The following is a 13,061-nucleotide window of genomic DNA, read 5'->3' on the forward strand; positions in this document are numbered from 1 at the left end:
GAGTATCTTTTGCTAACCTGAGTCAATCACGGCTACATAAGTTTCGTTTAGCTTTTTGCCATCTAAAAAACCCCAAGCTTCATTAGCATGAACACCAACGTCAGGACCTTGACTATGCATATTCCACTGCTCGTTCCATCTGTGAACGTTTTTACCAACATCATAGATATATAACTTGGAGTCGTGAGGAATAGCATATTTTACGTCAGGATGTTGTTGCATGAAATTGTTTGCAACTTTATATGCTCTATTTAAATCTTCTTCTTGAGAAATATTGTGATCATTTGCAGATTCTGTATAGTTTGGTTTGTTAGTAGCCTTTACGATACAAGTTTTTTTATTTAACTGTTTTACAATTTCATAGTTGTAGTAGCCAGTAGAACTAAGTGATAAGTTATTCTTCTTAATGGTATCATTGTTGACGTTATCTTTGTATTTAACAAATAAGTAGTATTCGTTAGCGTATGCATTAAACCAGAACATAATTAATGATAAAGTTAGAAAAATAACCTTCTTCATGATAACCACCCTAATATCCAGTTGGGTAACACTTATGAAGCATATTAAATAGCTTATATTAATTAAGCAATCTTATTAATATAGCAAAATAGAATTTTTAGTACCTATTTTATTATTGCTTTATTTGTATTATTTTTATACGATTAATAGCTTTAAAACGGGTATTCATGGTTATTTTTACTTTAAGGATTTGGTTGTATGACAGTAATGAAATTTGAGGTTTCTAAGAAGCAAGGCAAAGCAAGAAGAGGAAAAGTTATTTTTCCTCGGGGTGAAATTCAAACACCAGCTTTTATGCCTGTAGGTACTTATGGTGCTGTAAAATCATTATCTCCAGCCGAGCTTAAAGTAATGGGTGCTGACATTATATTAGGCAATACCTTCCATCTGTGGTTACGTCCTGGTACAGACATTATTAAAAAGCATGGAGACCTGCATGATTTTATAGGGTGGGACAAACCTATTTTGACAGATTCCGGAGGATTTCAAGTTTTCAGCTTAGGTAAACTGCGTAAACTTACGGAAGATGGTGTGACTTTTAGCTCACCTATTAATGGATCAAAAGTTTTTTTATCACCAGAAATATCTATGCAGGTTCAAAAGGCTTTGGGTTCTGATATTGTTATGTGTTTTGATGAATGCACCCCATATCCAGCGACTGAAAAAGAAGCTAAAGAGTCTATGGAGCTTTCCATGAGGTGGGCAAAAAGGTCTAAAGATGCTCATGGGGATAATTCTTCAGCATTATTTGGTATAATTCAAGGCGGTATGTATGAAAGTTTGCGAGATGAGTCTTTAGAAAAGCTTACAGAAATTGGTTTTGATGGATATGCTATAGGTGGCTTATCTGTTGGTGAACCTAAAGAAGATATGATAAGGATATTAGACCATATTGCCCATAAGATGCCACAAAATAAGCCAAGATACCTAATGGGAGTAGGAACACCAAAAGATTTGGTCGAAGCAGTATACAGAGGTGTAGATATGTTTGATTGTGTAATGCCTTCCCGTAATGCAAGAAATGGGCATATTTTTACATCTGAAGGGATTATTAGAATTAGAAATACTAAATATAAAAAGGATACATTTGCGTTAGATCCAATCTGTGATTGCTATACTTGTAAGAATTTTAGTAGAAGCTATTTACATCATCTTGATAAGACCAAAGAGATTTTAGGTTCTAGATTGAATACCATCCATAATTTAACTTTTTACCAAAACCTTATGAAAGATATACGTAAGGCTATAGAAGAAGAAAGGTTTGAAGAGTTTAGAAAAAGTTTTTCGGAAAACTATAAATAACTGGTTACTGATTTTATACCTGATAAAGATAGTTTCTATGGAATGCTTATATAAAAAACTAAACTTTTACACCACGATCAGTTATAAGTGCTAGCCTAAATGCTGACCTTAATATTATATCAGGAATAGTGTTTATATAGTTTTCCCAAGTATTAAATTGAATATCTGGTTGTGGAGATATATTAGATGATCCATTTAAACTTTCTATAGCGGTTAACATAGCCTGGTGCACCTCAAAAAAATTATGTCCAGTAAAGTAATATAATATTATCGGTGCTATCACCTCAAAGTATTGATTATATTTTCTTTTATCCACGTTAAGGATAGATAATACTTTAACAGATTGTAAACCCAATCCTGAAATACCGTATATATATAGTTGATTGTATTCTTTTCTACGATCATTCCAACCTGTGTACGTGTATTTAGGGCCATTAACCATGTATGCTTTAGGGATATAATTATCAAATATTTTAGTAGGTCTTCTAAATTCCTCCCCTGTGTTTTCTTTATTAATAAGGCCCATTTTTTCATAGTCCTTTGGGGCCTCAAGACTATTAGGCTCTTTTCTTTGGAACATGTTATCTTTATTAAACGCTAGATTGTAGTCTCAATGTTTATACTGATTCCGAAATGTACCTCATTAGGTGTTAAATAATTTAAACATTTTTTAGGTCTATTATTCAAGTCAATTTGCAACTTTCTAAGATACTGATGAGAGATATTACTAAAATCAGTACCTTTAGGAATAAATTGTCTGATATACCTATTCATGTTTTCATTTGTACCTCTTTGCCATGGACTATATGCATCTGCAAAGAATACTTTAATACCAGTTTTATTTGATAAATTTTTGTGTTTAGCAAACTCTTTACCATTATCAAAAGTAGCTGTGGTAATTTTATTACCATTTGATGCTCTGTATAAAATTTGGTTAATTGAACTAGCTGTTCTATCTTTAGCTTTGCCTAGAATTGTGAATCTACTAACTCTATCTACCATAGTCAAAATAGCTCCTTTATGATCTTTACCGACTATAGTATCACCTTCAAAATGATACAGCTCTTTTCTATCATTAGCTGCTTTAGGCCTTTGTGATATGTTGACTCTATCCTTTATCTTACCTTGATTTGAGGAGCCTTCTTTTTTGTATTTGTAACGCCTACCTTTGAAGAATAATAACTGTTTAAGGTTATGTCTTTGTATAAAGTTATAAACAGCTTTAAAACTTAGCTTAGCTATACCTTCATGCTTTAATCTACCACAAATTAACTCCGGTGATATTTTCTTTTTGAGTAAAGCTATTATCAGCTTTTTAACTTCATTAGTAAGTTTATGATTATTTGACTTTCTACGACTACAATACAACTTATGGGCTATCTCTGCAGAATAACTTTTACCTACTTTATTCCTTTTAAGTTCATTTATAACAGCTGTTTTACTAAATCCTATTTTATTAGCTATTGCTGCTTCTAAGTATCCTAATTTAAGTAAATTTTCTATATAATATCTATCTGAAAGAGTTAAATGTCTATGTGCCATTTTTAGTTCCTGTTCGTTTATTTAAGTTCTTCTCAAACCTAATAAACTACATCTGGAACTCTCTTTCAACTATTTTAAAACTTTCAGAATACAATCTAGCTTTATATAATGCACTTAATGTGATGTGAGTCATATGTTCATATTTGTTTGCAAACGGATATTCAGTAGCAACTGATAGTATCCAGTTAATTGCTTGAACAAGCATAATAGAAGCAGCTGCTTTAATAATAATCATATTTTCTTCTTTACTATAAAGTTCATAAATAATTGAGTAGTACTCTATTATACGAGAATCTTTTTCTGTGGTGTAAATATTTGTATAATTAAGTCTTAAACTAGATTCGTAAGTATCTAAGTAATCATGATACTTTTTTGTGGAAATAAAGATTCGCTCTGACTTTATTAAAGAAACAAGGTTGTGTATTCTTTTTGAATCTAAAAAAACAATAATATGGTTTTCTAGATTAATATTTTTTACTTTTTCAAATAAGTTATTTAGGTAATTGAGCATACTATTAAATATTGAGGAAATGAAATTAGCTAACTCTTGATTTTTACTTTTTTCCTTAATTAGAAAATAAGCTAATGAGGTTTCAAAAATTTTTCTAAAATCAGTATATTTTTCATTACTTGGCTTCAAAAAAGAATATATCTGATTCTCATTCCCATTTATTAGATAATTTTTTATATCTTTTGGTGATGCACTAATAAGTCCCCTAGCAAGACGAACGTTATTTTTTTTAAATAGCGATCTAAGTCTATTTTTACAAACTTTAAAAGATATTGACGATTTATTTGTTCTATTTCTTTTAAGGCTACCAAAAAATATTTATCAGCAAAAAAATGGAGCTTATATTTGCTAAGAAAAGAGTAACCTTGTCTTTGGGTATTATATGAATTAATCTCAGAACTAACGATATTTTTTATAATTAAATGTTTTTTACGTGTATCATGGACTGTACTAGCAAGTATATCTTGAATTCTATTAACTAAGTTTCTAAGTCGTTGCTTGTGGTGAGCATGTTTTACGGTTTGGTACCATTCAATTATCCTTTTAAGCTCTTTCTCAAAAGCTAGATTGTATGCTGATACATTTATATCACGTAACGTTTCACCACAGTTTATTATTGGGCAAGGTTCACCATCAGTTGTGGGTGTATTGTTTAAAAACTTATTATTTCCAAATATATGATTAGTATTTTTATGACATTTTTTATTTTTCATTAAAATTTAAATTAATGTGATTATAATTAAATTTTATACAATAAATAACTTTTTCCAAACTTATTTAAAACAAAAATAAAATACTTTTTAAATAATGTGTTATTAAATATGGTTTGAGTATTTATTTATAGACATCTTTAGAGCTGAAATTAGTTTGCGGTAAGCATCTTAGATTATCTTGTAATTGGTATAACATTGGCCAATAATATTTACATAAGTAATTAACTCATTGATAATACCTTATTACTAAGGTAAAATTCAGGAGTTTAAAGAATAAAAAATCTTAGGAGAAAAATCAATGAGAAGAATTATGTTATCTTTAGCAGCTGTTGTATTATTTAGCACAAATTCTTTTGCTGCTGAAGCAGCGCAGTCTGCAGGTAGCCCATATAGCGGACTTTTAATATTAGTGGTATTTTTTGCTATATTCTGGTTTTTACTTATTAGACCGCAACAGAAGAAAAACAAAGAGCTTCGCAAAATGTTATCTGAATTAGCTAAGGGTGATGAGGTTGTAACTAATGGTGGAATTATTGGTAAAATAGCTAAATTAGACGACACTTTTGTTGATTTAGAGATTGCTGAAAATATAGTTGTAAAAGTGCAAAGAAATGCTATAGCAAATATTTTGCCAAAGGGCACAACTAAAGCTTAATAGTTTTGGACTCTTCTCTTTTTTAACACTTTTCTTTTTAATGAAAGGATCCTCAATGAGCAATAATAAAAGTCTTCCTATAAATCAGTTTCCATTGTGGAAAAATCTTTTGGTGGTTTTTATACTAGTGATAGCCTTATTTTATGCTTTACCAAACATTTTTGGTAAAAGTCCAGCTTTGCAAATATCGCAGAAAAATGGTGATATAACTAGCCAAACTCTCACACAGGTGGAGGGCATTTTAGCTAAGAAAAACATTGTCTACAAAAAAGCAATTATAGCGGATGATAAAAGTAATGTTGCTATAACTTTTGGAGATGTTACTGAACAACTTAAAGCTAAACAAACTTTAAAGGAGCAATTAGGAAATCAATATATTATAGCTATGAATATGCTTTCTAATTCTCCTAGTTGGTTATCAGATCTAGGTGCTAATCCGATGAATTTAGGTTTGGATCTACGTGGTGGTATGTATCTTATGTTAGAAGCTGATACTCAATCAGCTACAGATGCTCAGCTAGATAATACTTTAAATATAATCCTAAATGCAGCCAAAGAAAAAAATATAAATATCGTTAATTCGACAAAGGCAGAAGATAAGGTAGTTACTAATGTATCAAAAGAGTATACAAATAGTGGTTTTATTTCAGTAACGTTGGCTAACTCTTCAGAAATCCAGAAGCTTATAGCGTATTTAGATACAGATTTCAGAAAAAACCAAGATCCTAATATTCTTTACACATCTAACGGTAATACAATATTTATTGCTTATACAAGTCCAAAAATATTGCAGTTAGAGCAAAATGCTATATCTCAGGTAGTAACAGTTATGCGTAATCGTATTAATGCCCTTGGTGTGACTGAAGCTTCTGTTGCTCAAGCTGGCAAAAATCGTGTAGTTATAGAAATACCAGGATTACAAGATGCTACCCAAGCTAAGCAAATATTAGGTGGGACATCTACGGCAAACTTTTATTTAGTAAATCCTGTTACTGATCGTTTGGCTACAGAAGAGCAGGGTTATAAAGTTTATCCTCTAGATAATGGTAGAGGTTACCAAAGCTATTATAGTTTAAAAGGAGCTTCAGTGGCAGGTGGGGCTGATATTATTAATGCTAATCCATCTATCGACCATCAGACTGGTACTCCTATTGTTATAGTTGAATTAAGCCGAAGTGCAGCTAGTTATTTTAGAGAGATTACTGGTAAAAATGTTGGCAACCCTATGGGTGTGATGCTTATAAATACGACTTATGAAAAAACTTTAGATAAAGATGGTAAAGAGAAAAATGTTGTAAATAAAGCTGAAAAACTAATCAATGTTGCAACTATTCAGTCAGCTTTAGGTTCACATTTTCAAATCACAGGGCTAAACCAAAAAGAAGCGAATAATTTAGCTCTTATGATTAAATCAGGAGCGTTGCAGGTACCAGTTCATATTGTACAGGAGCAGCAAATAGGTCCAAGTCTTGGTAAAGATAATATTGAAAAAGGAACTTTTTCAATTGTAGTGGCTCTCTTGGCAGTTATTATCTTTATTGTAATCTATTATAGAGTTTTTGGAGTTATCGCAAACATAGCTTTAATCATGAACTTATTATTGATTATAGCAGTTATGTCAATTATACCTGGTGCAACTTTAACCTTACCTGGTATAGCGGGTATAGTGCTTAATTTAGGTATGTCTATAGATGGCAATGTACTAATCTTTGAGAGAATTAGAGAAGAAATCCGTGCCGGTACGCCACGTCAAAGTGCTATCCATATAGGTTACCAAAAAGCATTTACAACTATAGTTGATTCTAATATAACGACATTGATTGTAGCGGTGATTTTATTTTTTATTGGTAGTGGCGCAGTAAAAGGTTTTTCTATAACTCTAATGATAGGTATAGTGACTTCTATGTTTACAGCTGTTACAGTATCTAGGGCGATGACAAATTTTGTTTATGGTAAGAGAAAGAAACTAGATAAGATCTCTATAGGAATATAATTTTTAGGTTGGGTTTATAATGGAATTTTTTAAGCAAAAGACTCAGATAGATTTTCTCGGAATAAAGAAATATACAACTATCTTATCGGTGTTAATGATTGTGATATCATTGATTTTTATTTTCACCAAAGGTCTAAATTTAGGATTAGATTTTACAGGTGGGTATCAGGTACAAATACACACACAAGAAAACGAAAATTCACAAACTTTATCCAATAAGTTAGCTAATGTAGGATTAGGTAATACAAATATTACAACTTTTGGTGAAAATAATGATTATTTAATTAAGTTTGCCCCTGATATAGCTAACTTGAAATCTAAAGATTTAGATAATGCTCAACAACAGTTACAGCAGAAAATAGAAAACACACTTGACGCAAAAGTTCAAAGTATTAATTACATAGGTCCACAAGTTGGTAAAGAACTTGCAAGTAATGGTGTTTTGGCAATGATTATCGCTTTAGTGTGTATACTAATATATATTAGTGCTAGGTTTGAAATGAAGTTTGGTGTAAGTGCATGTTTAGCATTACTGCATGATCCTATAGTTATATTGGGTGTATTTGCTGCATTTCAGCTTGAATTTGATCTTACAGTTTTAGCAGCTGTATTGGCTGTAATAGGTTATTCACTAAATGATACGGTTGTGATTTATGATAGAGTCAGAGAAAACTTTAGAAAAATGCGTAATGCAAGTGTAGTAGAAGTAGTTAATAGAAGTATTAATGATACCTTATCAAGGACTATACTTACATCAGGATTGACAATGTTAGTGGTTGTGGTCTTGTATTTGTTTGGTGGTAGTTCAGTACATAATTTTTCTTTAGCGTTAATACTAGGCATAGTTGTTGGTACTTATTCTTCTATATATGTTGCAGGGGTTCTAGCAGTAGCTTTAGGATTAAATAGAGAGTCGCTACTGCCTAAGCAAGTTGAAAAGATTGATAACTCAGTATTTTAGTAAAGGTGTAGCTAGTTTGCAGTTTTAATGGTGTATAATATCACTAAGAATTTATAGTAAGGAAGTAATATGAAAAAAACGTTTTTAGCAGTGATTTTATCAGTTTCTACTATTAGTTTGGTATTAGCTATGACAAGTAATTCTACTAAAAATAATGACCCAAAATGTCATAAACAACAGCATAGTGATAAGCTTGTAAGTATTTATACAAAAGATGCAAGCAGTTCTCAAATTATTGACACTATAACATTTAAAAATCAAGACAATTACAACGTTTTCTATTGTAAAGATAATAGTTGGTGTGAAGTTGTTAACCAAAAAGACGGAAACGTTGGCTGGATTGATTTAGGAGAGTTTAAAAAAGCACAAGATAAATATGCAAAGCGTATGTATAAAAAGCATTTAGTACAAAAATTAGAGCAGGATAATCAATTACAAGGCCAAAGAATAGCAGAATTACAAAGAGTTGTAATTAAGATGCAAAAAGATTTTTCACTTGCTTTACAAAACCAACAAATTCAAATTAACCAACTAAAGCAGGCTATTTATCGCTAACAATAGGAGCCATATGCTTAAAAAGAAATATTATCCTATTACAACTAAGTCTAAAACTTTACCTGTAGTATCAGATAATAACCTAAATTCGTATCTTAATTTTGTTAATAGCTTGCCTATTTTATCTGTTGAAGAGGAGCAAGAATTAGCAAGGCTTTATAAATATAAAAAAGATTTAGACGCAGCTCACCAGCTAGTCTTAGCACACCTCAGATTTGTGACTAAAATTGCAAAAGGCTTTGGTGGGTATGGTCTATCTATCGCAGATCTTATCCAAGAGGGTAATATTGGTCTTATGAAAGCAGTAAGTAAGTTCGATCCAGAACAGGGGGTTCGACTAGTTTCTTTTGCTGTTCATTGGATTAAGGCAGAGATGCATGATTATGTTCTTAAAAATTGGAAAATTGTAAAGGTTGCGACAACAAAGGCGCAGAGAAAACTATTTTTTAATTTAAGAGGTAGCAAGAGTAAGGTAGGTTGGCTAACCTCTGAAGATATAAAGCAGATAGCAGATGAACTTGGAGTTAAAGAAGAAACCGTTATAGAGATGGAAAAAAGAATGTGTCAAGGTGATGCAAGTCTTGATTTACCGTATAAAGATAATGAAGGAGAAGATACAAATCAACAAAGCCTACATCTTGAAGATAAATCCTCGGATATTGAGCATCAAGCGATCCAACAAGATTATTATGATAATCTTATGGTTGCAGTAAGAGAAGTTCTAAGTAATTTTGATACTCGTACAAAGGATATTGTTATGTCTAGATACTTGTTAGAAGAAAAGACTACCCTTCAGGATTTAGCAGATAAATATAAAATTTCTGCTGAACGAGTTCGTCAAATAGAAGAAGAGGCATTAGTTAAGCTTAAAAAAGCGGTTAAAAACCTTAGTTGATAAATCTTTCTTTATCTTAAAGTTACTTATGCTAATATAGCTGTTATATAATAAATTTTACTAGAACGGTCTAAATGAAAGATTGTATACCTAGACTAAAAACACAAGTTAAAAAACAAGTATATCTTGATGGCTCAAAGAGTTTATCTAATAGAGCTTTAATAATAGCTGCTGTATCTAAAGGTCAAACTAGGTTTGAAAATTTGCCTAACAGCGCTGATGTTTTAACTTGTGTAGCAGCATTAAAAGAACTTGGTTGTGATATTGAGCATAATCAACAAGCAAAAACGCTAGTTATAAATGGTTGTGATGGAGCATTTAAGAATAAAAACGCCAAAATTTTTTGTAATGAATCAGGAACTTTAACTAGATTTATAATTCCCATGTGTGCTGTCCAAGAAAATGGTAGTAAGTATTATGTGTATGCAACAAAAAGGATGATGGAAAGACCTATAGCTGATCAGTTAAAGTCTTTGGAAGAACTTGGGATGCAAGTTACATATCACAATATTGGCTATGCAATGCCAATAACTATATATTCAAATCTTTTAAATGGTGGACATGTCAAAATTGATGGTAAAAAAAGCTCACAATTTGCTTCTGGATTACTCATGGCGGCACCATTAATGCAAGATGTTTTGACTTTAGAGTCAATTACGGATCATAAGCAACCATATTTGGATATGACAACTAAGGTTATGTTAGAGTTTGGAGTAAATGTTGAAGTTGATAATCACATTTATAAAGCTAAAAAAACTAATTATGTTTCACCTGGAAGGTATATAGTCGAGCCAGATGTGTCTACAGCTTCATATTTTTGGGCGTTTGCTGCTATTACAGGTTCTGCTATTAAAGTTATGAATGTAACCAGGCAGTCTAAACAAGGAGATATAAAGTTCCTAGAAGTGTTACAAAAAATAGGTTGTACTATTAATTATCATGATGATGGCATCGAAGTGATTGGAAATAATCACTTAAAAGGAATACATATAAATATGCGTAATTTTTCTGATACCTTTATGACTTTAGCTGCAATAGCTTGTTTTGCTGAAGGTGATACCTATATAGAAGGTCTTAGCCATACACGTGGACAAGAGTCAGACCGAGTCGCAGCTATGGCAGAGGGGTTAACTAAACTAGGAGTTTATGTTGAAACTACAGAAGATAGTATATTAATTTCACCAATAAAAAGTAATTTAAAATCAGCCGAAATTGATAGCTACAATGATCATAGGATAGCGATGTCATTAGCTTTATTAGGTTTAATGGTTGATAAAATTATTATTACTAATGCTGAAGCTGTTAATAAAACGTGTCCAGATTATTTTGACAGAATGAGAAGTTTGATAAATTAGTTTATGACAGTAAAAGACCGGATTATCATTAAATATCTTCAGCAACGTTGGTATAAAAAAACTTTGGTAATTACAAATTTAGCATGTAATTACGCAAGTAAGATTAAATCATTAAAAACAGTGATTTGTTCAGGGTATTTAGAGACTAATAAAAATGGCTGCATTTTTGATATTTGTGCCTGGCCGTTTGAGCCTAGGTTTTTTGATTTAATTATAATTGACGGAGCTTTTGTGGATGCTAGACAGGAGCAAAAAGCTTTGCTAAATCAGCTGTATTTCTGCCTTTCAGATGATGGAGAAATTATTGTTGCAGGAACTACAAATGTTAGAGCTTATAGGCTTGTTTCAAAGTTTCTTTCAAATGGATTTCTTAATAAAAAGATAGAGTTATTAATAAATTCTGATAGTGCTTTGATCAATTTATTTAAAAGAATTTTTAGCAAAAAGTTTATAGCCTTTTTTAAGAAAGACAATTTTTTTAAAATAGATCCTTTAGAGGTTTCAGAGTTATTTGAAAAACCAGCTAAATGTGAAGCATATAGTAGTGTAAATGCTAAAGGCATATATAAGGATTCTTATGAAAAAAAATAGTTTAGTTGCATATACCGATGGAGCTTGTAAAGGAAATCCTGGAATAGGCGGTTGGGGGGCTATTTTAAGTTATGGTGACACCACCAAGGAAATATATGGGGCAGAATTTGATACAACAAACAACAGAATGGAGCTTTTAGCTGCAATTGAGACATTAAAAGCTTTGAAAAGGAAATGCCAAATTAGTATCTTTACGGATTCGAAATATTTACAAAATGGAATTAATCAGTGGTTGAGTAACTGGAAAGCAAATGGTTGGAAAACTAGTGGTAAAAAAGAAGTCAAAAATAAAGACTTATGGCAAGAATTAGACCAGCTGACAAAGACACATGAGGTTAGTTGGCATTGGGTTAAAGGACATAGTGGTAACCAGGGTAATGAAAAGGCAGATCAGTTAGCAAATAAAGCAATATTAGAGCTTATAGGAAAATCGCATGAAAAGTCTTAATCATAAAAAAATTTTAGTTTTATATACTGGCGGTACTATAGGGATGGTCAGCACAGCTAATGGTTATGATGTAGAAAAAGGTTATTTAACAAAAACAATTAACGACATAATAGACTTTTATAATCATAAAATGCCAAAGTTTGTTATAAAAGAATACAGACCACTCATTGATTCTTCTAACATTAAGCCTACAAATTGGTTGACTTTAGCTCTAGATATTGTTAAAAACTATGATAGTTATGATGGTTTTGTAGTTTTACATGGTACAGATACATTAGCTTACACGGCTTCTATTTTGTCTTTTATACTAGGAGAAATTCAAAAACCAGTTATCGTAACAGGCTCGCAAATTCCTATTTCACAAATTCGTTCAGATGCAGTATCTAATATTTTAAACAGTCTCATATTTGCTTGTAGTGACATGGTTAAGGAAGTATGCGTGTATTTTAATAAACGTTTATTAAGAGGCAATAGAACTACAAAAGTAAGCGCAACAGGATTTGATGCGTTCTCATCCCCAAATTACCCTGTATTGGCCCATGCAGGTGTAGATATTAAACTGGACGATAAGTTACTATGGCAACGCAACATAGATTTTAAACAAACACAATTAGGAAGCTTAGATATACCTAATATTGCTATTTTAAACGTTTTCCCAGGTATGAGTAAAAAAATATTACAGAATATTCTGGAACCACCAATCCAGGGGTTAATCCTTAAAACTTATGGAACTGGGAATATGATAGATGAGCCTGAAATCCACGATATACTTGCTAGTGCAAATGATAAAGGTGTTGTGATAGTTAATTGCACACAATGTATGTATGGAAGTGTTAAGATGGGGGCTTATAAAGCTGCTAGTGGCTTAGTTAAGGCAGGAGTTGTATCGGGATATGATATGACAGATGAAGCAGCATTTGGTAAATTGTTTTATTTATTGGGTCAAAAAGGTTTATCACAAAATCAGATAAAAGAATCTTTTGAAAAGTCTTTGCAAGGTGAAGTTACTATTGAAATTTAG

At 31.5% G+C, this 13,061-nt stretch carries 15 protein-coding genes; 10 read left to right on the forward strand and 5 right to left on the reverse strand.

Translation table 11 applies throughout. The features are described from left to right. Positions 1 to 12 precede the first annotated feature (12 nt). Complete coding sequence (locus SD28_RS03675) at positions 13 to 519, reverse strand: hypothetical protein (protein WP_039124202.1); 507 nt, start codon at positions 517 to 519, stop codon at positions 13 to 15. Positions 520 to 717: 198 nt separating this feature from the next. Between SD28_RS03675 and tgt the strand changes: the two genes are divergently transcribed. Then, the gene (gene tgt / locus SD28_RS03680) at positions 718 to 1,821 is read left to right on the forward strand and encodes a tRNA guanosine(34) transglycosylase Tgt (RefSeq protein WP_039124204.1); all 1,104 of its coding nucleotides are present in this window, start codon (positions 718 to 720) and stop codon (positions 1,819 to 1,821) included. Between the two features lie 58 nt (positions 1,822 to 1,879). On the opposite strand, the gene SD28_RS03685 is transcribed toward tgt, so the two are convergent. From SD28_RS03685 to SD28_RS03700, 4 genes are read right to left on the reverse strand one after another with little or no spacing between them, the layout of a single operon-like run. Continuing rightward, complete coding sequence (locus tag SD28_RS03685) at positions 1,880 to 2,401, reverse strand: hypothetical protein (protein ID WP_039124206.1); 522 nt, start codon at positions 2,399 to 2,401, stop codon at positions 1,880 to 1,882. 17 nt (positions 2,402 to 2,418) lie between these two features. Continuing rightward, entirely contained in the window at positions 2,419 to 3,363 is a 945-nt protein-coding gene (locus tag SD28_RS03690) for an IS30 family transposase (protein ID WP_039124962.1), read from the reverse strand. Between the two features lie 46 nt (positions 3,364 to 3,409). Next, positions 3,410 to 4,003, reverse strand: coding sequence for a hypothetical protein (locus SD28_RS03695; protein ID WP_039124208.1), 594 nt, complete (start codon positions 4,001 to 4,003; stop codon positions 3,410 to 3,412). 44 nt (positions 4,004 to 4,047) lie between these two features. Then, positions 4,048 to 4,587: a hypothetical protein gene (locus SD28_RS03700; protein WP_039124209.1), complete on the reverse strand. Its 540-nt coding sequence runs from the start codon at positions 4,585 to 4,587 to the stop codon at positions 4,048 to 4,050. A 298-nt stretch (positions 4,588 to 4,885) separates the two neighbouring features. Here SD28_RS03700 and yajC point away from each other — a divergent pair, with 298 nt between their 5' ends. From yajC to ansA, 9 genes are all read left to right on the forward strand, one after another. After that, positions 4,886 to 5,242 carry a preprotein translocase subunit YajC gene (gene yajC / locus SD28_RS03705; RefSeq protein ID WP_039124211.1) on the forward strand — a complete coding sequence of 119 codons (357 nt, stop codon included), beginning with the start codon at positions 4,886 to 4,888 and terminating at the stop codon, positions 5,240 to 5,242. A gap of 55 nt (positions 5,243 to 5,297) precedes the next feature. Continuing rightward, positions 5,298 to 7,235, forward strand: coding sequence for a protein translocase subunit SecD (gene secD, locus SD28_RS03710; RefSeq protein WP_039124214.1), 1,938 nt, complete (start codon positions 5,298 to 5,300; stop codon positions 7,233 to 7,235). Between the two features lie 19 nt (positions 7,236 to 7,254). Then, positions 7,255 to 8,196, forward strand: coding sequence for a protein translocase subunit SecF (secF, locus tag SD28_RS03715; RefSeq protein ID WP_039124216.1), 942 nt, complete (start codon positions 7,255 to 7,257; stop codon positions 8,194 to 8,196). Between the two features lie 69 nt (positions 8,197 to 8,265). Next, the gene (locus tag SD28_RS03720) at positions 8,266 to 8,751 is read left to right on the forward strand and encodes a hypothetical protein (RefSeq protein ID WP_039124218.1); all 486 of its coding nucleotides are present in this window, start codon (positions 8,266 to 8,268) and stop codon (positions 8,749 to 8,751) included. Positions 8,752 to 8,764: 13 nt separating this feature from the next. Beyond that, on the forward strand, positions 8,765 to 9,646 hold the full coding sequence (gene rpoH, locus SD28_RS03725) for an RNA polymerase sigma factor RpoH (protein ID WP_039124220.1): 882 nt from the start codon (positions 8,765 to 8,767) through the stop codon (positions 9,644 to 9,646). Between the two features lie 74 nt (positions 9,647 to 9,720). After that, positions 9,721 to 11,001 (forward strand): 3-phosphoshikimate 1-carboxyvinyltransferase, encoded by a 1,281-nt coding sequence (gene aroA, locus SD28_RS03730; RefSeq protein ID WP_039124222.1) that lies wholly within the window; start codon positions 9,721 to 9,723, stop codon positions 10,999 to 11,001. Positions 11,002 to 11,004: 3 nt separating this feature from the next. Next, entirely contained in the window at positions 11,005 to 11,592 is a 588-nt protein-coding gene (locus tag SD28_RS03735) for a hypothetical protein (RefSeq protein WP_039124223.1), read from the forward strand. Further along, a complete protein-coding gene (rnhA, locus tag SD28_RS03740; RefSeq protein WP_039125772.1) occupies positions 11,567 to 12,040 on the forward strand; it encodes a ribonuclease HI in 474 nt (157 codons plus the stop codon). Before SD28_RS03735 ends, rnhA begins: the two co-directional genes overlap by 26 nt. After that, positions 12,027 to 13,061, forward strand: a complete 1,035-nt coding sequence (gene ansA, locus SD28_RS03745) for an asparaginase (RefSeq protein WP_039124225.1) — start codon at positions 12,027 to 12,029, stop codon at positions 13,059 to 13,061. The genes rnhA and ansA overlap by 14 nt, the downstream gene beginning before the upstream one ends.

The organism is Allofrancisella guangzhouensis (assembly GCF_000815225.1).
In the GTDB taxonomy this organism is placed as follows: domain Bacteria; phylum Pseudomonadota; class Gammaproteobacteria; order Francisellales; family Francisellaceae; genus Francisella; species Francisella guangzhouensis.

Coding starts and splice junctions, on each gene's coding strand:
- SD28_RS03675 (WP_039124202.1), bottom strand. CDS start 519: ATGAAGAAGGTTATTTTTCTAACTTTATCATTAATTATGTTCTGGTTT.
- tgt (WP_039124204.1), top strand. CDS start 718: ATGACAGTAATGAAATTTGAGGTTTCTAAGAAGCAAGGCAAAGCAAGA.
- SD28_RS03685 (WP_039124206.1), bottom strand. CDS start 2,401: ATGTTCCAAAGAAAAGAGCCTAATAGTCTTGAGGCCCCAAAGGACTAT.
- SD28_RS03690 (WP_039124962.1), bottom strand. CDS start 3,363: ATGGCACATAGACATTTAACTCTTTCAGATAGATATTATATAGAAAAT.
- SD28_RS03700 (WP_039124209.1), bottom strand. CDS start 4,587: ATGAAAAATAAAAAATGTCATAAAAATACTAATCATATATTTGGAAAT.
- yajC (WP_039124211.1), top strand. CDS start 4,886: ATGAGAAGAATTATGTTATCTTTAGCAGCTGTTGTATTATTTAGCACA.
- secD (WP_039124214.1), top strand. CDS start 5,298: ATGAGCAATAATAAAAGTCTTCCTATAAATCAGTTTCCATTGTGGAAA.
- secF (WP_039124216.1), top strand. CDS start 7,255: ATGGAATTTTTTAAGCAAAAGACTCAGATAGATTTTCTCGGAATAAAG.
- SD28_RS03720 (WP_039124218.1), top strand. CDS start 8,266: ATGAAAAAAACGTTTTTAGCAGTGATTTTATCAGTTTCTACTATTAGT.
- rpoH (WP_039124220.1), top strand. CDS start 8,765: ATGCTTAAAAAGAAATATTATCCTATTACAACTAAGTCTAAAACTTTA.
- aroA (WP_039124222.1), top strand. CDS start 9,721: ATGAAAGATTGTATACCTAGACTAAAAACACAAGTTAAAAAACAAGTA.
- SD28_RS03735 (WP_039124223.1), top strand. CDS start 11,005: ATGACAGTAAAAGACCGGATTATCATTAAATATCTTCAGCAACGTTGG.
- ansA (WP_039124225.1), top strand. CDS start 12,027: ATGAAAAGTCTTAATCATAAAAAAATTTTAGTTTTATATACTGGCGGT.